Origin of the sequence: Streptomyces sp. NPDC005303 (assembly GCF_040607335.1) — a bacterium.
Taxonomy (GTDB): Bacteria; Actinomycetota; Actinomycetes; order Streptomycetales; family Streptomycetaceae; genus Streptomyces.
Genome location: NZ_JBEXGM010000015.1, coordinates 114,783 through 133,135, shown reverse-complemented (window position 1 = coordinate 133,135; position 18,353 = coordinate 114,783). Strand labels below are relative to the sequence as shown.

20 protein-coding genes are annotated in these 18,353 nt (G+C 69.6%); 11 read left to right on the top strand and 9 right to left on the bottom strand.

Annotated features, from left to right (window positions below; translation table 11 throughout):
* Window positions 1-98: 98 nt before the first annotated feature.
* Window positions 99-383, bottom strand: coding sequence for a DUF2530 domain-containing protein (locus tag ABZT93_RS22225; RefSeq protein WP_356106895.1), 285 nt, complete (start codon window positions 381-383; stop codon window positions 99-101).
* A 112-nt stretch (window positions 384-495) separates the two neighbouring features.
* Here ABZT93_RS22225 and ABZT93_RS22220 point away from each other — a divergent pair, with 112 nt between their 5' ends.
* Window positions 496-1,890 carry an NCS2 family permease gene (locus ABZT93_RS22220; RefSeq protein WP_356106892.1) on the top strand — a complete coding sequence of 465 codons (1,395 nt, stop codon included), beginning with the start codon at window positions 496-498 and terminating at the stop codon, window positions 1,888-1,890.
* A gap of 4 nt (window positions 1,891-1,894) precedes the next feature.
* Here ABZT93_RS22220 and ABZT93_RS22215 read toward each other — a convergent pair whose 3' ends face one another.
* Window positions 1,895-2,125, bottom strand: a complete 231-nt coding sequence (locus ABZT93_RS22215; protein WP_356106890.1) for a ribbon-helix-helix protein, CopG family — start codon at window positions 2,123-2,125, stop codon at window positions 1,895-1,897.
* A gap of 103 nt (window positions 2,126-2,228) precedes the next feature.
* Between ABZT93_RS22215 and ABZT93_RS22210 the strand changes: the two genes are divergently transcribed.
* Both ABZT93_RS22210 and ABZT93_RS22205 read left to right on the top strand, forming a co-directional pair.
* The gene (locus tag ABZT93_RS22210) at window positions 2,229-2,666 is read left to right on the top strand and encodes a MarR family transcriptional regulator (RefSeq protein ID WP_037709597.1); all 438 of its coding nucleotides are present in this window, start codon (window positions 2,229-2,231) and stop codon (window positions 2,664-2,666) included.
* Between the two features lie 97 nt (window positions 2,667-2,763).
* Window positions 2,764-4,038, top strand: coding sequence for an MFS transporter (locus ABZT93_RS22205; RefSeq protein WP_356106887.1), 1,275 nt, complete (start codon window positions 2,764-2,766; stop codon window positions 4,036-4,038).
* A gap of 3 nt (window positions 4,039-4,041) precedes the next feature.
* Here ABZT93_RS22205 and ABZT93_RS22200 read toward each other — a convergent pair whose 3' ends face one another.
* Window positions 4,042-4,572, bottom strand: a complete 531-nt coding sequence (locus ABZT93_RS22200) for a GNAT family N-acetyltransferase (RefSeq protein WP_356106884.1) — start codon at window positions 4,570-4,572, stop codon at window positions 4,042-4,044.
* A 26-nt stretch (window positions 4,573-4,598) separates the two neighbouring features.
* On the opposite strand from ABZT93_RS22200, the gene thpR reads away from it, so the two are divergent.
* Window positions 4,599-5,171: an RNA 2',3'-cyclic phosphodiesterase gene (thpR, locus tag ABZT93_RS22195; RefSeq protein ID WP_356106881.1), complete on the top strand. Its 573-nt coding sequence runs from the start codon at window positions 4,599-4,601 to the stop codon at window positions 5,169-5,171.
* 207 nt (window positions 5,172-5,378) lie between these two features.
* Here the strand turns inward: thpR and ABZT93_RS22190 are convergent, their stop codons facing one another.
* Entirely contained in the window at window positions 5,379-6,371 is a 993-nt protein-coding gene (locus ABZT93_RS22190; RefSeq protein WP_356107012.1) for an aldo/keto reductase, read from the bottom strand.
* Between the two features lie 131 nt (window positions 6,372-6,502).
* Between ABZT93_RS22190 and ABZT93_RS22185 the strand changes: the two genes are divergently transcribed.
* Entirely contained in the window at window positions 6,503-7,432 is a 930-nt protein-coding gene (locus tag ABZT93_RS22185; RefSeq protein ID WP_356106878.1) for a nuclear transport factor 2 family protein, read from the top strand.
* A 14-nt stretch (window positions 7,433-7,446) separates the two neighbouring features.
* Here ABZT93_RS22185 and ABZT93_RS22180 read toward each other — a convergent pair whose 3' ends face one another.
* The 4 genes from ABZT93_RS22180 to ABZT93_RS22165 form a co-directional block, all read right to left on the bottom strand.
* The gene (locus ABZT93_RS22180; RefSeq protein WP_356106875.1) at window positions 7,447-8,382 is read right to left on the bottom strand and encodes an RNA polymerase sigma-70 factor; all 936 of its coding nucleotides are present in this window, start codon (window positions 8,380-8,382) and stop codon (window positions 7,447-7,449) included.
* A gap of 24 nt (window positions 8,383-8,406) precedes the next feature.
* Complete coding sequence (locus ABZT93_RS22175; RefSeq protein WP_356106872.1) at window positions 8,407-8,790, bottom strand: DoxX family protein; 384 nt, start codon at window positions 8,788-8,790, stop codon at window positions 8,407-8,409.
* A gap of 74 nt (window positions 8,791-8,864) precedes the next feature.
* A complete protein-coding gene (locus tag ABZT93_RS22170; protein ID WP_356106870.1) occupies window positions 8,865-9,494 on the bottom strand; it encodes a 1,4-alpha-glucan branching protein in 630 nt (209 codons plus the stop codon).
* 249 nt (window positions 9,495-9,743) lie between these two features.
* The gene (locus ABZT93_RS22165; RefSeq protein ID WP_356106867.1) at window positions 9,744-10,478 is read right to left on the bottom strand and encodes a helix-turn-helix domain-containing protein; all 735 of its coding nucleotides are present in this window, start codon (window positions 10,476-10,478) and stop codon (window positions 9,744-9,746) included.
* Window positions 10,479-10,701: 223 nt separating this feature from the next.
* Here ABZT93_RS22165 and ABZT93_RS22160 point away from each other — a divergent pair, with 223 nt between their 5' ends.
* From ABZT93_RS22160 to ABZT93_RS22150, 3 genes are read left to right on the top strand one after another with little or no spacing between them, the layout of a single operon-like run.
* The gene (locus ABZT93_RS22160) at window positions 10,702-11,370 is read left to right on the top strand and encodes a DUF4097 family beta strand repeat-containing protein (RefSeq protein ID WP_356106864.1); all 669 of its coding nucleotides are present in this window, start codon (window positions 10,702-10,704) and stop codon (window positions 11,368-11,370) included.
* 28 nt (window positions 11,371-11,398) lie between these two features.
* A complete protein-coding gene (locus tag ABZT93_RS22155; RefSeq protein WP_356106861.1) occupies window positions 11,399-12,355 on the top strand; it encodes an ATP-binding cassette domain-containing protein in 957 nt (318 codons plus the stop codon).
* Window positions 12,352-13,137: an ABC transporter permease gene (locus ABZT93_RS22150; protein WP_356106859.1), complete on the top strand. Its 786-nt coding sequence runs from the start codon at window positions 12,352-12,354 to the stop codon at window positions 13,135-13,137. The genes ABZT93_RS22155 and ABZT93_RS22150 overlap by 4 nt, the downstream gene beginning before the upstream one ends.
* Window positions 13,138-13,243: 106 nt before the next feature.
* Here the strand turns inward: ABZT93_RS22150 and ABZT93_RS22145 are convergent, their stop codons facing one another.
* Window positions 13,244-13,921 carry an SGNH/GDSL hydrolase family protein gene (locus ABZT93_RS22145; protein ID WP_356106856.1) on the bottom strand — a complete coding sequence of 226 codons (678 nt, stop codon included), beginning with the start codon at window positions 13,919-13,921 and terminating at the stop codon, window positions 13,244-13,246.
* 543 nt (window positions 13,922-14,464) lie between these two features.
* On the opposite strand from ABZT93_RS22145, the gene ABZT93_RS22140 reads away from it, so the two are divergent.
* From ABZT93_RS22140 to ABZT93_RS22130, 3 genes are all read left to right on the top strand, one after another.
* A complete protein-coding gene (locus ABZT93_RS22140; protein ID WP_356106853.1) occupies window positions 14,465-15,454 on the top strand; it encodes a WD40 repeat domain-containing protein in 990 nt (329 codons plus the stop codon).
* A 116-nt stretch (window positions 15,455-15,570) separates the two neighbouring features.
* The gene (locus ABZT93_RS22135; RefSeq protein WP_356106850.1) at window positions 15,571-17,085 is read left to right on the top strand and encodes a cellulase family glycosylhydrolase; all 1,515 of its coding nucleotides are present in this window, start codon (window positions 15,571-15,573) and stop codon (window positions 17,083-17,085) included.
* A gap of 316 nt (window positions 17,086-17,401) precedes the next feature.
* Window positions 17,402-18,292 (top strand): ATP-binding protein, encoded by an 891-nt coding sequence (locus ABZT93_RS22130; protein WP_356106847.1) that lies wholly within the window; start codon window positions 17,402-17,404, stop codon window positions 18,290-18,292.
* Window positions 18,293-18,353: the final 61 nt, after the last annotated feature.

Below are 18,353 nucleotides of genomic sequence, written 5' to 3'. Positions count from 1 at the left end.
GTGCGGTTTTGCGGCTTCACCCGCCGAGTGACCGGAAGTTCCGACCTGGGGAGGAGACGGGAACAGGCGAGTGATGCCTCGGTACTAGGGGGCGCTCGTCACTCGGCAGCAGGGGAGGCGGCGGAGTCCGGGCCGGCCGCCTTCCTGATCGCCGCGTCCCGCTTGCGGACGTACCAGGTGCCGTACAGCCCGAGCACGCCCCCGGCCAGGCAGGTCCACAGCCACCAGGTGTGGTCGTGGTCCGCGAACCAGCCGTAGAAGGGCAGCTGCACGAGGAAGAGCACGAACCAGAGGATCGTGCCACCGGTGACGGTGGCGACCACGGGGCCCTCCAGGGGCTCCGGAGCCTCGTGCTTGAGGGGTCCCGAAAAAAAGCCGGCCATGGGGGACAGCTTACGAGGCGATCACATCTACGCGCGGAGATGGCCCCCCCGACCTCATACGTTCATACTGAAACAGTTTGCGTCTGTCCACTTCTGCTCGTAGGAACATCCAATGCCGACCGCCCTCGACCGCTACTTCAAGATCTCCGAGCGGGGCAGCAGCCTGCCGCGTGAGATCCGGGGCGGCTTCGCCACCTTCTTCGCGATGGCCTACATCATCGTGCTGAACCCGATCATCCTCGGCAGCGCCAAGGACATGTACGGCCATCACCTGGACAACGGCCAGCTGGTCACCGCGACCGCCGTGACCGCGGCCTTCACCACGCTCCTCATGGGTGTGGTCGGCAACGTCCCGATCGCGCTGGCCGCGGGGCTCGGCGTGAACTCGGTCGTCGCGCTCCAGCTCGCGCCCCGGATGTCCTGGCCGGACGCGATGGGCATGGTCGTCCTGGCGGGCTTCGTCGTGATGCTGCTGGTCGCCACGGGCCTGCGCGAGCGCGTGATGAACGCGGTGCCCTTCGGGCTGCGCAAGGCGATCTCCATCGGTATCGGCCTGTTCATCATGCTGATCGGGCTCGTGGACTCCGGCTTCGTCTCCCGCATCCCGGACATCGCCCAGACCACCGTCCCGCTCCAGCTCGGCGCCGACGGACACCTCAACGGCTGGCCCGTCCTGGTGTTCATCCTGGGCGCCCTGCTCACCCTCGCGCTCATCGTCCGCAAGGTCCCCGGCGCGATCCTGATCTCGATCGTCACCATGACGGTCGTGGCGATGATCATCGAGGCCGTCGCCAAGGTCCCGTCCTGGGGGCTCACGGCCCCGAAGTGGCCCGGCAACCCGGTCGCCACCCCCGACTTCGGCCTGCTCGGCAAGGTCAGCCTCTTCGGCGGCTTCGACAAGGTCGGCGTGCTGACCGGCGTCCTGTTCGTCTTCACGGTCCTGCTGTCGTGCTTCTTCGACGCGATGGGCACGATCATGGGCGTCTCCGACGAGGCCAAGCTCACCGACGCCCAGGGCCAGATGCCCGGCATCAACAAGGTCCTCTTCGTCGACGGCCTCGCGGTCGCCGCGGGCGGCGCGAGCTCGTCGTCGGCGACGACGGCCTTCGTGGAGTCGACCGCCGGCGTCGGCGAGGGCGCGCGCACGGGCTTCGCGAACGTCGTCACCGGCGGGCTCTTCACCGTGGCCCTCTTCCTGACGCCCGTCGCCACGATGGTCCCGTCCCAGGCCGCGACCCCCGCGCTGCTCGCGGTGGGCTTCATGATCCTGGCCAACTCGGTCCGCGACATCGACTGGGCCGACTACACCATCGCGATCCCGGCCTTCATCACCATGGTGATGATGCCGTTCACCTACTCGATCACCAACGGCATCGGCATGGGCTTCATCACCTTCGTGGTGCTGCGCCTGGCGGCCGGACGGGGCCGGGAGGTGCCGGTTCCGATGTACGTCGTGGCCGCGGTGTTCGGCTTCTACTACCTGATGCCGGCGCTGGGTCTCACGTGATCCCTCACGTCACCCCGTAGAACTTCTCGGTCTCGTCGACGGCACTCTGGAACCGCTCGTCGAAGTCGTCCCGGATGAGCGTTCGGACCACATAGTCCTGGACGCTCATCCCCCTTTTGGCCGCATGGTCCCGGAGCCGGTCGAGCAGCTCCCCGTCTATCCGCAGGCTGAGCACGCTGGTCCCCATGGAGACGAGGGTCGCCGCCCCTGCCGAGCGGCGTTCACATTCCGCCATGGACTCACTCGTATGGGTGAAGATCGGGTTTCAGTGGCCGGAGTCACGGGAATCCCGGTGCGCGCCAGCTTGTTTAGCGAGAGTAATGAGTTACGCTAAAGAGATGCCGGACCTTACCCATGGCGACGACGCTGCCGCCGTGAACTCCCTGCGATCAGCCGTGATGCGACTGTCCCGTCGGCTCAAGCACCAGCGGGTCGACGAGTCACTGAGCCCCACCGAGATGTCGGTGCTGGGCACCCTCTCCATCTGCGGCAAGGCCACCCCGGGTGAGCTCGCCCGCAAGGAGCACGTCCAGCCGCCGTCGATGACCCGCATCGTGGCGCTGCTGGAGGCCAAGGGACTCGTCCGGCTGGAGCCGCACCCCGAGGACCGGCGCCAGAAGGTCGTCACGAAGACCGAGCAGGCCGAGGCCATGCTCGCGGAGTCCCGCGCCAAGCGGAACGCCTTCCTGGCCACCCTGGTCGACGGCCTCGACGAGGACGAGTGGGCGAAACTGCGCGAAGCCGCCCCCGTGCTGGAGAAACTCGCACACCTGTAAGCCGCGAAGAGGAGGCGAACGCACTTTGAGTACGGGACCCGGAGCACCTTCCGCCCCCGCACCGATCCCTTCTACCTCTGTGTCCCGCAAGTCATCCATGTTCAGCTCGCTGAAGGTCAGGAACTACCGCCTGTTCTTCGCCGGCCAGGTCGTCTCCAACATCGGCACCTGGATGCAGCGCATCGCCCAGGACTGGCTGGTGCTCAGCCTCACCGGCTCCGCCACCGCCGTCGGCGTCACGACGGCCCTGCAGTTCCTGCCGATGCTGCTCTTCGGTCTCTACGGCGGTGTCCTCGTCGACCGGCTGCCCAAGCGCCGCGCGCTGCTGTTCACCCAGTCCGCGATGGGCGCCACCGGTATCGCGCTCGCCGTCCTCACCCTGAGCGGCCACGTCCAGGTCTGGCACGTCTATCTCGCCGCCTTCGCCGTGGGTCTCGCGACGGTTGTCGACAACCCGGCCCGCCAGTCCTTCGTCTCCGAGATGGTCGGCCCCGACCAGCTCCAGAACGCGGTCAGCCTGAACTCCGCCAACTTCCAGTCGGCCCGGCTGATCGGCCCCGCGGTCGCGGGCGTCATGATCACCGGCGTGGGCACCGGCTGGGCGTTCCTCGCCAACGGCCTGTCCTTCGTCGCCCCGCTGGTCGGCCTGCTGATGATGCGGGCACGTGAGCTGTACGTCGTCGAGCGCGCCCCGCGCGCCAAGGGACAGCTGCGGGAGGGCCTGCACTACGTGGCCGGACGCCCCGAGCTGATCTGGACCATCGTCCTGGTCGGGTTCGTGTCCACCTTCGGCTTCAACTTCCCCGTCTACCTCTCGGCCTTCGCCGACGACGTCTTCCACGCGGGCGCGGGCTCCTACAGCCTCTTCAACACGGTGATGGCGGTCGGCTCCCTGGCCGGCGCCCTCCTCGCGGCCCGGCGCGGGACCGCCAGGATGCGGGTGCTGGTCGTGGGCGCGGTGGCCTTCGGCACGCTGGAGATCGTGGCCGCGCTCGCCCCCTCGCTGTGGCTGTTCGCCCTGCTCATGGCCCCGATCGGGATGTTCGGCATGACGGTCAACGTCACCGCGAACACCAGCGTCCAGATGGGCACCGACCCGGCCATGCGAGGCCGGGTGATGGCCCTGTACATGATGGTGTTCATGGGCGGCTCCCCGATCGGCGCGCCGATCGCCGGCTGGATCACCGACGCGTACGGCGTCCGCGCCGGCCTCGCGGTGGGCGGCGCGATCGCCGCGGCGGCGGCCGTGACGATCGGCCTGGTCCTGGCCCGCGTCGGCAACCTGCGTCTGTCGGTCGGCTGGAACCGCGGCCACCCGCATGTCCGGTTCGTGCCCCGCGAGGCACGGGAGCAGCTGGCCGCGGCGGCCTGAGCGCTACGGCAGCACGCGCATGGCCAGTACCTGGCCCGGCCAGTCGTTGTTCGCCCCGGCGGTGTACGTGTCCGTCGGGGCGAAGCCGTTGGCCTCGTAGTAGGCCACCAGTTTGCGGTCGTCGCCCGCGTAGCAGTCCACCCGCAGCAGGGCGACACCCGCGCGCCGGGTCTGTTCGGCGGCGTGTGCGAGGAGGCGGCTGCCCACGCCGTGGCCCTTGAAGCGGCGGTCGGAGGCGAGCCAGTGGATGTACCGCTCGGGCTCGCCGGGCGGCGGGAGATGGTCCAGATAGGCGCCGGGCGAGTCGGTGATCGTGAGGGTCGCGGCCGGGACACCGTCGGCCTCGGCGATGAACACACTGCCCTCGTCGATGTACCGGGCGACGGACTCCACGGTCCTCGGGCTCCTGGACAGCGGCTCGGTCCCCCACTGGCGGGGGCGTCCCTGCGCGACCAGCCACTCCACGCAGCTGTCGAGCATGCCGAGGATCACGGGTATGTCGTCGGGTCCGCCGTCCCTGATGCTGATCTCCATGCCCTCATGGTGACAGGCTGATCCCCATGAGACTCTTCGCCGCGGTGCTGCCTCCGCAGGATGTCACCGAGGAACTCGCCGCCGTGGTGGCCGAGTCGAGGAAGCTGCCCGGCGCGGAGGGGCTGCGCTGGACCGGCGTCCCCGGCTGGCACTTCACGCTCGCGTTCTACGGCGAGGTCGACGAGGCCGTCGTACCGGAGCTGTCGGCGCGGCTGGAGCGGGCGGCTCGGCGGACCGCTTGTTTCCCGCTGGCCGTGCGCGGTGGTGGGCAGTTCGGGCACGGGCGGGCGTTGTGGGCGGGGGCCTCCGGCGAGCTGCCGGTGCTGCGGCTGCTCGCGGAGCGGGCGGAGGCGGCGGGGCGGAAGGCGGGGCTGGAGATGGGGGAGCACCGGCGGTACAAGGCCCATCTGACGGTGGCGCGGAGTCGGGAGGCGGTTGAGGTGGCGCCGTATCTGGAGGTGCTCGACGGGTTCACCAGCCGCACCTGGACCGTTGACGAGCTGGCGCTGGTCCGGAGCAACCTGCCGACGTCCGGGGTGCCGGGGGAGCAGCCCCGCTATGAGGTGGTCGCGCGCTGGGCGCTCGGTGGGGGCGGTTAGGCTCGATGCGTGGACCCGAAGACACGGAACCGGATCATGGCCGGTGTGCTGGTGATGATGTTCGTCGTCGTGGCGTTGGCCGCGGTGCTCGGTAGGTAGGTAGGCAGGGGAACCGCGGCCGGCTCTTCGGCTGCCGCGCCGTCGTGGGCGGTCGCGCACGCGGGGCGGAGCCACCTGTCGACTCCGCCCCGCGCCCCTGAAAGGGCCCTACCAGGCGAAGGCCTCCGGAGACGGTCCCGGGCCCGGGAAGATCTCGTCCAGGCCCGCCAGGACCTCCTCGCTCAGCTCCAGCTCGACCGCCCTGATCGCCGACTCCAGCTGCTCCGCCGTACGCGGGCCGACGATCGGGCCCGTGACGCCGGGGCGGGTCAGCAGCCAGGCCAGGGCCGCCTCGCCGGGCTCCAGGCCGTGCTTCTCCAGCAGCTCCTCGTACGACTGGAGGCGGGCGCGGGCGGCCGGGTCGGCGAGGGTGTCGGCGGCGCGGCCGGAGGCGCGGCGGCCGCCCTCGGCCTCCTTCTTGATGACACCGCCGAGCAGGCCGCCGTGCAGGGGCGACCAGGGGATGACACCGAGGCCGTACTCCTGCGCCGCCGGGATGACCTCCATCTCGGCGCGGCGCTCGTAGAGGTTGTACAGACACTGCTCGCTGACCAGCCCGATGGTGCCGCCCCGGCGGGCGGCGATCTCGTTGGCCTGGGCGATCTTGTAGCCGGGGAAGTTGGAGGACCCGACGTACAGGATCTTGCCCTGCTGGACGAGGGTGTCGATGGCCTGCCAGATCTCCTCGAAGGGAGTGGCGCGGTCGACGTGGTGGAACTGGTAGATGTCGATGTAGTCCGTCTGGAGCCGCTTGAGCGAGGCGTCGACGGCACGGCGGATGTTCACCGCCGACAGCTTGTCGTGGTTGGGCCACGCCTCGCCGTCCGCGGCCATGTTGCCGTAGACCTTCGTGGCGAGGACGACCTTGTCCCGGTTCGCGGCGCTCCTCGCGAACCAGTTGCCGATGATCTCTTCGGTACGGCCCTTGTTGTCGCCCCAGCCGTAGACGTTGGCGGTGTCGAAGTAGTTGATGCCCGCGTCGAGAGCCGAGTCCATGATCGCGTGGGAGTCGGTCTCGTCGGTCTGGGGGCCGAAGTTCATGGTGCCGAGGACGAGTCGGCTGACCTTGAGTCCGGTGCGTCCGAGCTGCGTGTACTTCATGGTGGTCAAGCCAACGCCTTGGAGTGGACTCCAGGCAAGCGACCTTGACGCTAACCAAGAGTTAGTGCTTTCCTGTGGATCGCATGAGATTGAACTTTCAAGATTTTGCCGATCTCAGAGAAGAGAGCTCCATGCCCCCCACCACGCCTGCCCGCAAGGCAGTTGTCGCCCTCCTGGCTTCCGCCGCACTGCTGGGCACGGCCGCGATACCCGCCGTCGCGGCCCCCGCCCCGCACGGCGTCTTCGCCGGCCACGCCTACGACCCCGCTCGCCTCGGCTACCAGAAGGCGGTCGCCGTCCGTGTCCTCAAGGGCGTCTTCGAGCAGGGCGACACCGCCGTCGTCGACCGTTTCGTACGGCCCGACTACATCCAGCACAACCCCTTCGCCCCCGACGGTGCGGACACCCTGAAGGGGCTCGCCACCTCGGCCCACGCCCAGTTCCCCGACGCGCGTTACGACGTCAAGCGGGTCATCTCCGACGGCGACCTCGTGCTCGTCCACTCCAACGTCGTCCTCACGCCGGGCACGCGCGGCTCCGCCGTCTTCGACATCTTCCGTTTCCAGGGCGGGAAGATCGCCGAGCACTGGGACACGGGACAGAACGTCCCGGACAGCTCGGTCAACGGCAACGACATGTTCTCCACGGTGAGTTGGCCGCAGACCTCGCAGCCGGGGCCGGGCTTTCTGACCGAGTACAACAAGAAGCTGGTGACCGCCGCCTTCGACCAACTCATCGTCCGGAAGGACCTGTCGGCGATCGACCGGTACTGGGGACCGGAGTACCACCAGCACAACCCCGGTATCGCTGACGGGATCGCGGGCGCGAAGGACGGGCTCGGGGCGTACTTCAAGGCGTTCCCGCAGCTCTCGGTCTCCCGGAAGCGGGTCATCGCGGAGGGAGACCTGGTGGCGGTCCACAGCCACTATGTTCCGGCGCCGGGGGAGCGGGGGCAGGCGGTGGTCGATCTGTTCCGGGTGCGGGGCGGGAAGATCGTGGAGCACTGGGACGTGCTGCAGGACGTGCCGGCGAGTTCGGCGAACGACAACACGATGTTCTAGGAGAGGGCCCTCCCTCAGAGTCCCTCCGCCACCTCGTCGACCCGTTTCGCCTGGAGCTCGCGGTGTGTCGCCCACGCGTCCGCCACCGGGCCCACATGGCCCAGCTTGTCCGGGTTGATCACCAGCCGGATCATGTGGATCCGGCCGTCCAGGACATCGAGGGTGAGGGTGTGGAGAACCTTGCCCGCCCGGTCGTGGAAGATCGCACCCGGTTGCCCGTTGAGCTCGTGCGGCTCGAAGGTGACCGCGATGTCGGCCATCCGTGGGAAGACCGAGCCGAGCAGCCGGGCCACGTTCGACGCGCCGGTGACCGCCCGGGCCAGCTGAGGTGCCTTGCCGCCGCCGTCGCCGACCATCGAGGCGTCGGCGGCGAGCAGCCCCCGGAGGCCGTCGACGTCGCCCTCACGGAGGGCGTCGAAGAAGCGGGAGGCCAGTTCCTCGCGTTCTTCGCGGTGCGCCTCGAAGCGGGGGCGGCCCGCCGCCATGTGGCGCCGGGCCCGGGAGGCGAGTTGGCGGCAGGCCGCCTCCGTACGGCCCACCGCCGACGCGACCTCGGGGAACCCGAAGTCGAAGACCTCCCTCAGCACGAACACCGCGCGCTCCAGCGGGCTGAGCCGCTCCAGGAGCAGCAGGGCCGCCATCGAGACCGAGTCGGCGAGTTCGGCCGCCCGCTCGGGGTCCTCGTAGGGGTCGTCGAGGAGCGGTTCGGGGAGCCAGGCGCCGACGTACTGCTCCCGGCGCACTCGGGCCGAGCGCAGTACGTCGATGGAGAGCCGGGTCACGGTGGCCGAGAGGTACGCCTTCACCGACCGGGGCTCGGCCGAGGCGGTCTCGTAGCGCAGCCAGGTCTCCTGGACCGCGTCCTCGGCCTCGCCGACGCTGCCGAGGATCCGGTAGGCGATCGAGAACAGCAGGGGACGCAGCTCCTGGAACTCCTCGGTCCTGGTCATTGCCTCTTCCCTGGTCGTCGTGGGTCAGCCGGTGAAGGACTCCGGGCCGAAGCGGCCCCACGCGATGAACACCGCGAGGGCCAGGTAGGCCAGGTTCAGCGCCACGAGCGCGGACTCACCGCGGCGGCCGTGGGTGATCATCGCGCCGATCATCAGCAGGACCCAGCAGACGGCGGTCACCGGGACCAGCACGGGTGCGATGCCGAGCGCGGCGGTCAGGACCAGGCCCGCCGCGGCGAGGAGTTCGAGGACGCCGAGGGTCTTGACGAATGCCGTGCTCACCTCCCCGGTCCAGCCTCCGCCGTGCACCGAGGCCAGCTTCTGCCTGGGCACGAAGGTCTTGGTGACGCCGCCGGCCAGGGCCACCGTGGCCAGCAGTCCGGCGGCGATCCACAGCGCGAGGTTCATCGTCCACTCCTTGATCGAGGCTTGCCTGCACCTCTCGGGACGAGACAGTCGCCTCCGGTGTGACATCCCCCTTGTCAGGGGGTGCGCAGGCTCGCGAAGACGGCCCGTACGCGGGTGCCGTCCGGTGCGTCCCAGGCGCCGGAGACATGGCCGATCGCGCCCTCGGGGCCCGTGGGCAGCGGACGCCGGTGCAGGCGGAGGAACGTGCCGTCCGGGAGGGGGAGTTCGGTGCCGTCCTGGTCGTCGGTGACCTCGGCGGGGCCGGTGGCGAGGCCGGGGCCCGTGTAGGAGTGGGTGACCTCGTGGTCGGGGGTGTCGCTGATGCTCTGGGCCATGGCCTGGGCGCGGCCCTCGAACAGGGCGAGGAGCTCGGTGCGCAGGACCGGGTCGTGGATGCCGTCGTAGGCCCAGCGGGGGCCCAGTACGCCGTGTTCCATGGTGCCGACGAGGGCGTGGTCGGCGCCGGGGAGGGGGGCGGCGCGATAGGTGAGCGGGGCCAGATAGGCGACGGGTTCGGGGCCGGAGGAGTCGACGGCCACCATGAACTCGATCCCGACCTCGCCCTCCGGGTCGTCCAGCCGAAAGCCGCCGGCCTTGGCCAACTCCGGTGTGCCGTCGCCGAGATACCAGGGGCGGGTGGGGAGCCAGGTGGTGAGGAGTTCCAACTTGGTGGGCTTGAGGGTGGTGTTGTGGATGATCGCCATGCGGCGGATTCTGTCAGTCAGTCGTGGGGGAACTCATCCTTTTTGAGGGTGAGACCGACGACGCCGGCGGTGCCCTTGGGGTCGGTGTGGATGTGGCACCGCCCTTGATACGGATCCGCGATGACATAGACACGAGCGGAGCGTGCTTCCCGAGCCCGAGCCCGAGCCCGAGTCCAGTCCCGGTCTCGCTCCCCTGCTCACCAGGGCGCCGACCGGGAACACTCGTCGGCGTCCTCGGGTGTCGGTCGCTCAAGTGGTGCTGTCCGAAGGGGGCTCCGGTTTCGTGTGGAGGAGCTCGCGCGCCTGGTCCGCGGCGCGGGTGAGGCTTTCGGAGACGAAGTCGAGGAAGCGGGCGATGTTCTCGAGGCGGGCGGCGGCCGGGGTGTCCCGGCCGAGGACACCCACGCCCTGCCGTGCGGTCTCGGCGAGCTGTACGGTGCCGCGGGCGCTGGCGATCATGGACTGGTACCAGTCGTCGTTGTCGGCGACATAGCGCTCGCGGCGGCGTTCGTCGCGTTCGCGGCGCACCAGGCCCTGGCTCTCCAGGAAGCTGATGGCCTTGGAGATGGACGCCGGGCTGACCTGGAGGCGCTGGACGAGTTCGGCGGCGGTCATGCTGCCGGTGTCGCTCGTGTAGAGACAGGTCAGCACCCTCGCCATCATCTTGGGCGTGCCCGCCTGCATGAGGACGGTGGTGAAGGTCTCCTCGTACTCGCGCACCGCCTCGGGGTCGCGTCCGTGGGCCGTCTCGGGGGCCTGGGTGCCCCGGGGTGCGGTCTGCCGGCGCCGGTGGGCGCGACGTTCGGTGGCGCGGTGGGCCAGGTCGGCGCGGTAGGCGGTGGGACCGCCGTTGCGCATGACCTCGCGGGTGATGGTCGAGGTGGGGCGCTCCAGGCGGCGGGCGATCTCCGCGTAGGCGAGGCCGTCGGCCACCCCCAGCGCGATCTGCTGACGTTCCTGCTGGGTGAGCCTGCCTCCCGGCATCGCGGTCTCCTTCGTGGTTCCTGGTGTCCGCAGCATAGCGTTCGCTTTCATTCTGTTGCAACGGATGCATGGCTGACGTTGCGTTACCTTCAGGATCGTTGCAATGAAATTAACACGTTCACCAGCGATGATTCCATTATTGTGCAACGAATGCGTTGTCGAATCCGTGAATGCAACGTAGCTTTTCGCCTATCGGAAACAGCGACGAACGCAGGAGCACCTGATGCAGAAGTTCGACACCCCCGCCCCCGTCACCGCCGTCATCGACCTGCCCGCCGGGCGCGTCCAGGTCATCGCCGCCGACCGCGCCGACACCACCGTCGAGATCCGGCCCGCCGACCCCGCCAAGAGCCGCGACACCAAGGCCGCAGAGCGGATCGAGGTCACCCACGGCGACGACGGTGTCCTGCGGATCACCGCCCAGGCCGCCAAGAACCAGTACTTCGGGCCCTCCGGCTCCGTCGAACTCACCGTTCAGCTGCCGGCCGGCTCCCGCGTCGAGGCCAAGGCGGCCGCCGCCGAGTTCCGGGCCGTCGGACGCCTCGGCGACATCGCCTTCGAGGGTGCCCACGGACCGGTCAAGATCGACGAGGCCGCGAGCCTGCGCCTGACCGTCGTCGACGGCGACGTCACCGTCGGCCGCCTTGCCGGACCCGCCGAGATCAGCACCCAGCGCGGCGACATCACCGTCAACGAGGCCGTCACCGGCGCGGTCGTGCTGACCACGCAGAAGGGCGACATCACCCTCGCGACCGCCGCCTCCGCCTCCCTCGACGCCGGCACCTCCCACGGCCGTGTTCACAACTCCCTGAAGAACACCGAGGGTTCCGCCGCCGCCCTGACCGTCCGAGCCACCACCGCCCACGGCGACATCACCGCCCGCAGCCTCTGACCCGCAGCCCACACAAGGAGCACGCACCATGACCGACCTGGCCATCGCGGCGAACGGGCTGCGCAAGTCCTACGGCGACAAGACCGTCCTCGACGGCATCGACCTCCAGGTGCCGGCCGGCACGATCTTCTCCCTCCTCGGGCCGAACGGCGCCGGTAAGACCACCGTCGTCAAGATCCTCTCCACCCTGATCTCCGCCGACGCCGGACAGGCCCGGGTGGGCGGGCACCACCTCACCGCCGAAGCCCAGGCGGTACGGGCCTCCATCGGCGTCACCGGCCAGTTCTCCGCGGTGGACGGGCTGATCACCGGCGAGGAGAACATGCTGCTCATGGCGGACCTGCACCATCTGTCCAAGAGCGAGGGACGGCAGGTCGCCGCCGAACTGCTGGAGCGCTTCGACCTCACCGCGGCGGCGAGGAAGCCCGCCTCCACCTACTCCGGCGGTATGAAGCGCCGCCTGGACATCGCCATGACCCTGGTCGGCAGCCCGCGGATCATCTTCCTCGACGAACCGACCACCGGCCTCGACCCCCGCTCCCGGCACACCATGTGGCAGATCATCAGGGAGCTGGTCGCCGACGGCGTCACCGTCTTCCTCACCACGCAGTACCTGGAGGAGGCCGACCAACTCGCGGACCGTATAGCGGTGTTGAACGACGGCCGGATCGTCGCCGAGGGCACCGCCGACGAACTCAAGCGGCTCGTCCCCGGCGGGCACGTCCGCCTCCGCTTCACCGACCCGGACGCCTACCGCGGCGCCGCCCTCGCACTGCGCGAGGTCTCCCGGGACGACGAGTCCCTCGCCCTGCAACTCCCCTGCGGCGGCAGCCAGTCCGAGCTGCGCGCACTCCTCGGCCAACTCGACGCGGCCGGTGTCGAGGCCGACGAACTGACCGTGCACACCCCCGACCTCGACGACGTGTTCTTCGCCCTGACCGGCGGCGCCGACGTCACCGACCAGCCCAAGGAGACCGTCCGATGAGCAGCCTCTCCCTCGCCGTACGCGACTCGTCCACGATGCTGCGCCGCAACCTCCTGCACGCCCGGCGCTACCCCTCGCTCACCCTGAACCTGCTGCTCACGCCGATCATGCTGTTGCTGCTCTTCGTCTACGTCTTCGGCGACACCATGAGCGCGGGCATCGACGGCGGGGACCGCTCCGACTACATCGCGTATCTCGTCCCGGGACTGCTGCTGATGACCATCGGCTCCACCACGATCGGCACCGCGGTCTCCGTCTCCAACGACATGACCGAGGGCATCATCGCCCGCTTCCGGACCATGGCGATCCACCGCGGTTCGGTGCTCGTCGGGCACGTCGTCGGCAGCGTGCTGCAGTCGATCGTCAGCGTGGTCCTGGTCGGCGCGGTCGGTGTGGCCATCGGCTTCCGCTCCACCGACGCCACCGCCCTGGAGTGGCTCGCGGCCTTCGGACTCCTCGTGCTCTTCGCCACGGCGCTGACCTGGATCGCGGTCGGCATGGGTCTGATCAGCCCCAACGCCGAGGCCGCGAGCAACAACGCCATGCCGTTGATCTTCCTGCCGCTCATCTCCAGCGCCTTCGTGCCGGTCGACGCGATGCCGGGCTGGTTCCAGCCGATCGCCGAGTACCAGCCCTTCACCCCGGCCATCGAGACCCTGCGCGGACTGCTCCTCGGCACCGAGATCGGCAACAACGGATGGATCGCCGTCGCCTGGTGCCTCGGCCTCGCGGTACTCGGCTACCGCTGGTCGACCGCGAGGTTCAACGCCGACCCGAAGTGACCGCCATGACAGCGCGGGCCCGCTCCCGCACCCCGTCCCACCTCAGGGCGGCGTACACCGACGCCTCGTCGGAGTGCGCCGCCCCGGTCAGGTGCGAAGTGCCGGCTCAGCCGGCCACGTAGGGCGCGCCGAGGTCCCACGCCTGGTACATGGCGTCCGCGAAGGCCGCCGCGATCTTGTGCTCGCCGCTCGCGTTCGGATGGGTGCCGTCGTAGGTGTCGAGGTTGATGTCGTACGACGACGGAGGCGACGCCGGCAGCAGCGGGGAGCGGGGCTCGTCCAGGTCCGCGATCGCCTTGGCCAGAAGCTCGTTGAAGCGGGCCACCTCCGTCGCGAAGGGCGCGTCCGACTCCGCCCGGACGTTGGGGATCACCGGGAGGACGGCCATCCGGATCCTGGGGTTCGCCCGGCGGGCCTCGGCGACGAAGGCGCGGACGTTCTCCGCCGTCTGCTCCGCGTTCGTGTAGAAGCCCAGGTCGATCAGGCCCAGCGAGACCAGGAGCACGTCAGCGCCGTGCGCCCCTACCGCCTCGCCGATCAACGGGGCCATGTGCAGCCAGCCCTCGCCCCAGCCGGCCAGGTGGGCCCGGGGGAAGTCGGGATCGGCGTACGCGTACGACGTCGGGGCGTCGGCCACCTTGTCGTACAGCGTCTCGCGCGGGCCCACGAGGGCGAAGGGGCCGCCGGATGTGTCGCGCAGGTGCCGCCACATCCGGTACCGCCAGGTGTGCTCGCCCGCGCTCCCGACGGTCATCGAGTCGCCGACCGGCATGAATCGCAGCATGCGCTCATCTTCGGTGATTCTTACCGGCGGGTAACAGATCTTGGGCAACCCGGCGCTGTGAAGATGGCCACGCGCCGCGGTCGACCCGGCCCGCTCGGCGGGGCCGTAGGACACCCGGCGCAGATTCACACCCCCCGCGCCCGGGCGACGCAGGGCACTCTCCCTACCCGGCCTACCCGGCCTACCCGGCCTACCCGGCCCCTCGGCCTACCCGGCCCCTCGGCCCCTCGGCCCCTCGGCCCCTCGGCCCCTCGGCCCACCGGCCCACCGGCCCACCGGCCCACCGGCCCACCGGCCCCTCGGGTCCGGCGGGCAGGCGTCCGGAGGGACACGCTCGCACGGGCCGGATGCGGCTGCCACGCGCAGCCCACCGGCACCAGCGCGTGCCGACGTCGGCGAGAAACACCAGGTGCGCGGGGCAGCGTTGGGTGCCGGATTCCATCTCCGCGCCCACGCCACCCCGCCCCGAGGGGAAGCGATCCAGCCGACACCGCAACACGCGGATCGCACAGGACCACTCAGCTGATCAGAGACACTTGGGTCATGCGTCGACCCTTCGCCCTGCTCGCCGGGATCCTGCTCGTGGGCGCCTTCACCGTGCCCGCCGCCGTGCCCGCCTCCGCCGCCGACGGGGACGGTAAGGGGGACAAGGGCTTCACCATCACCGATCCCCGGATCACCGAGTCCAGCGGACTCGCCGCCTCGCGGCAGCATCCGGGGATCTACTGGACCCACAACGACCAGGACACCGGCGCGTACCTGTACGCCGTCGACAGCGCCACCGGGAGGACCGTCGCCAGGATCACCATGACCGGTGTGGGCACGCCCCGGGACGTCGAGGCCATTGCCATCGGGCCCGACAACCAGATCTGGGTCGGCGACATCGGCGACAACGACGGGGTCACCTGGCCCTACGTGTGGATCTACCAGCTGCCCGAGCCGAAGGTCCTCAAGGACCAGTCCGTCAAGGCCACGCAGTACGTCGTGAAGTACACCGACGGCTCGCGCGACGCCGAGTCGATGGTCGTCCACCCGAAGACCGGGCGCGTCTACATCATTGACAAGCACGAGGACGGCGGGCATCTCTACGAGGGACCCACCACCCTGTCCTCGTCGGGGACGAACGTCTTCAGGCCCGTCGAGCCGGTCGACCTGTGGGCGACCGACGCCGCGTTCTCACCCGACGGCAGGCAGCTCGTCGTACGCGGGTACCTCGGCGGCATCTGGTACGACTGGAACGGCGGCGACATCAAGCGCGGCGGGCGGATCAGCGTGCCGCTCGGACAGGGGGAGTCCGTCTCCTACTCGCCCGACGGGACCAAGATCCTGCTCGGCATGGAGGGCGCGGCCAGCGAGGTGGAGGCGCAGGACGCACCCGGGAGCGGAGGCTCCAAGTCGCCTTCCGGGAGCGGGAGTTCCTCGGCCTCCGGAAGCGACGGCGGCGGGAACTCCAACGGCACGATAAAGATCGGCGTCCTCGCCCTGGGGGCCGTCGCAGCCTTCTTCGGCCTCCGCAGGCTGTTCAGGCGCTGAAGGCGGCGTCCAGTGTCTTGACGTGTCCATGTGACCTGTCTTCCATGGGAGGTGCAGGGTGATGGGAGCGCTCCCATCGAGTTCCGGCCCGCGCCTCCCGAGAGGAAGCAGCGAACATGTTCCGCAACTTGCGAAGAGCGCTGTGTGCGGTGGCGGCGGCTCTCCTGTTGCCGCTGGGGGCCGCCGGTCTTCAGCCGGCCGACGCCGCCGAAGCGGCCGGCGCCGGCTACTGGCACACCAGCGGACGCCAGATCCTGGACGCCTCCGGGCAGCCGGTCCGGATCGCCGGCATCAACTGGTTCGGCTTCGAGACCAGTAACCACGTCGTCCACGGCCTCTGGTCCCGCGACTACAAGTCCATGATCGACCAGATGAAGTCGCTCGGCTACAACACGATCCGCATCCCGTACAGCGACGACATCTTCAAGGCGGGCACGGTCCCCAACAGCATCGACTTCTCCAGCGGCAAGAACGCCGACCTTCAGGGCCGGGACTCCCTCGGCGTCCTGGACAGGCTCGTGTCGTACGCCGGTCAGGACGGCCTCAAGGTCATCCTCGACCGGCACCGCCCGGACTCCGGAGGCCAGTCGGCGCTCTGGTACACGGCGGCGGTCCCGGAGTCGACGTGGATCGCCAACCTCAAGGCACTGGCGACGCGTTACCAGGGCCAGGACACGGTCGTCGGCATCGACCTGCACAACGAGCCCCATGATCCCGCCTGTTGGGGCTGCGGGGACACCGCCACGGACTGGCGCCTCGCCGCCCAGCGGGCCGGGAACGCGGTGCTGTCCGTCAATCCCGACCTGCTGATCTTCGTCGAGGGCGTGCAGACCTTCAACGGCGTCTCCGGCTGGTGGGGCGGCAACCTGATGGGCGTCGCCCAGTACCCGGTGCAGCTGAACGTGGCCAACCGGGTCGTGTACTCCGCCCACGACTACGCGACCAGCGTGGCCCAGCAGAGCTGGTTCAGCGATCCGTCCTTCCCTGCCAACATGCCGGGGATCTGGGACAAGTACTGGGGTTACATCTTCAAGCAGAACATCGCGCCGGTGTGGGTGGGCGAGTTCGGCACCACCCTGCAGTCGACCGTGGACCAGAAGTGGCTGGCGGCACTGGTCTCATATCTGCGGCCGACCTCGACGTACGGCGCCGACTCCTTCCACTGGACCTTCTGGTCCTGGAACCCCAACTCCGGTGACACGGGCGGGATCCTGAAGGACGACTGGCAGACCGTGGACACCGTGAAGGACGGGTACCTCGCGAGCGTCAAGGCGCCGGGGTTCCCCAGCTCGGGCGGTGGCACCGACCCGGGCGACCCGGGCGGCTCCACGGCGGCCTGCACTGCCGCCTACACCGTCAGCAGTGACTGGGGCGGCGGCTTCAACGCCGAGGTGAAGGTGACCAATTCGGGGTCCACGGCTCTCTCCTCCTGGAAGGTGACGTGGACCTGGCCGGGCTCGCAGAAGGTCACCTCCATGTGGAACGCGTCGTACACCCAGACCGGCTCGACCGTGACCGCGACGAACGCTTCCCACAACGGGGCGGTCGCGGTGGGCGGTTCGGCGAGTTTCGGGTTCGGTGGGGCGCCCGGGAGCGGGGGTGTGCCGAGCGTGAGCTGTACGGCCACGTGAGGAGAGGGCGCCCGGTTCTCATCGGGCGCCCTGTCCTGGCACATACGGTCGTACCAGGTCGTCGGACGTTGTCCAGAGGGGTGTCCGAGGGCGTGGAGGAATGTGCCAGCAGTAGCGAGCGTGATACTCACCTCGTCGCAGCCATCTGGGCCCGCAGGACCTGCCTCACCTGTGCCTTCGCCGATGAGGCGATCCGCTGCAGCGCACCGTGCGTCTCCTCGTCCAGCGCCACCGGCACTGCCGCACGTCGCCCCGAGCCCTCGGTCATGAGCAGTGATCACGGTCGAGGACCGGTCAGGGGCGGCAGGATGGGGTCGTGCCGAAGAACCCGCCCGAGTCCATTCAGCACCACCTGCGCCGGCGGCTCAACGCTCATACCGCCGAGCACTGGCCGCAACTCACCCGGGTCCACGTCCGATTCCGAGCCGGATTCGCCTACGTAGAGGGCGAGTTGAAGGACGGTGAGTGGCTTCCGCTGTGCCGCCTGCGCTTCACCGGAGTCCTGCACACCTGGGGCTTCGCCCTCTACCAGGCCAGCAACGACGGCTACCGGGACAGCATCCTCCCCAGCGGCCTGGCGGCCGGCTCAGTGGAAGAAGCCCTGGACTACGCGGGCGACCTCTACCTCAAGCCTCACCCGCCGGGCGACTCCAGGCCGACCCCCGTGCCGGCGGGACTCGTGCTCCTCGTCGGCCCACCGGCTTCCGGCAAGACCAGCTTCGTGCGGGCACTGATCGCGCTCGGCCAAATCGACGAGGATGCCGTGGTCTCCAGCGATGAGATCCGCGCGGAACTCTTCGGCGCCTCACCCACCGATGCGGACCGCGACGCGGCGGACGCTCGAATCTTCGAGGAACGCGACCGCAGGATCGCCGCCCGGCTCGCCGCCGGACGGACAGCAGTCGCGGAGTCCACGAACGTCACCCCACGGGCGCGCGCCCGACTCATCGCCATCGTCAGGCGCTTCAACGCCCCGGTGACCATGCTTCGATTCACCCCGGACCTCGGCCTTCTCCTCCAACAGCACGCAGAGCGAGGCCGTACTGACATCACTGCCGCAGACGTCCGCGCCTACGCCGCGGTCATGGCCCGCCACGCCGGGGTCGACCAACTTCGCGCCGAGGGCGCAAACGCCGTCCACGATGTCCCCGGACGCTCTCAAGGGGCCACGCCCGCCGAGGCCGCAGCCCACTTCTCATTCACCTGACAACCCGACGCGTCCGGACTCGCCTTCCCACAGCCCCCACGAACTTCTGCGGAACAGCACT

Bases quoted from the DNA above. Each gene is read 5' to 3' on its own strand.
- ABZT93_RS22225 (WP_356106895.1), bottom strand. From the start codon at position 383: ATGGCCGGCTTTTTTTCGGGACCCCTCAAGCACGAGGCTCCGGAGCCC.
- ABZT93_RS22220 (WP_356106892.1), top strand. From the start codon at position 496: ATGCCGACCGCCCTCGACCGCTACTTCAAGATCTCCGAGCGGGGCAGC.
- ABZT93_RS22215 (WP_356106890.1), bottom strand. From the start codon at position 2,125: ATGGCGGAATGTGAACGCCGCTCGGCAGGGGCGGCGACCCTCGTCTCC.
- ABZT93_RS22210 (WP_037709597.1), top strand. From the start codon at position 2,229: ATGCCGGACCTTACCCATGGCGACGACGCTGCCGCCGTGAACTCCCTG.
- ABZT93_RS22205 (WP_356106887.1), top strand. From the start codon at position 2,764: ATGTTCAGCTCGCTGAAGGTCAGGAACTACCGCCTGTTCTTCGCCGGC.
- ABZT93_RS22200 (WP_356106884.1), bottom strand. From the start codon at position 4,572: ATGGAGATCAGCATCAGGGACGGCGGACCCGACGACATACCCGTGATC.
- thpR (WP_356106881.1), top strand. From the start codon at position 4,599: ATGAGACTCTTCGCCGCGGTGCTGCCTCCGCAGGATGTCACCGAGGAA.
- ABZT93_RS22190 (WP_356107012.1), bottom strand. From the start codon at position 6,371: ATGAAGTACACGCAGCTCGGACGCACCGGACTCAAGGTCAGCCGACTC.
- ABZT93_RS22185 (WP_356106878.1), top strand. From the start codon at position 6,503: ATGCCCCCCACCACGCCTGCCCGCAAGGCAGTTGTCGCCCTCCTGGCT.
- ABZT93_RS22180 (WP_356106875.1), bottom strand. From the start codon at position 8,382: ATGACCAGGACCGAGGAGTTCCAGGAGCTGCGTCCCCTGCTGTTCTCG.
- ABZT93_RS22175 (WP_356106872.1), bottom strand. From the start codon at position 8,790: ATGAACCTCGCGCTGTGGATCGCCGCCGGACTGCTGGCCACGGTGGCC.
- ABZT93_RS22170 (WP_356106870.1), bottom strand. From the start codon at position 9,494: ATGGCGATCATCCACAACACCACCCTCAAGCCCACCAAGTTGGAACTC.
- ABZT93_RS22165 (WP_356106867.1), bottom strand. From the start codon at position 10,478: ATGCCGGGAGGCAGGCTCACCCAGCAGGAACGTCAGCAGATCGCGCTG.
- ABZT93_RS22160 (WP_356106864.1), top strand. From the start codon at position 10,702: ATGCAGAAGTTCGACACCCCCGCCCCCGTCACCGCCGTCATCGACCTG.
- ABZT93_RS22155 (WP_356106861.1), top strand. From the start codon at position 11,399: ATGACCGACCTGGCCATCGCGGCGAACGGGCTGCGCAAGTCCTACGGC.
- ABZT93_RS22150 (WP_356106859.1), top strand. From the start codon at position 12,352: ATGAGCAGCCTCTCCCTCGCCGTACGCGACTCGTCCACGATGCTGCGC.
- ABZT93_RS22145 (WP_356106856.1), bottom strand. From the start codon at position 13,921: ATGCTGCGATTCATGCCGGTCGGCGACTCGATGACCGTCGGGAGCGCG.
- ABZT93_RS22140 (WP_356106853.1), top strand. From the start codon at position 14,465: ATGCGTCGACCCTTCGCCCTGCTCGCCGGGATCCTGCTCGTGGGCGCC.
- ABZT93_RS22135 (WP_356106850.1), top strand. From the start codon at position 15,571: ATGTTCCGCAACTTGCGAAGAGCGCTGTGTGCGGTGGCGGCGGCTCTC.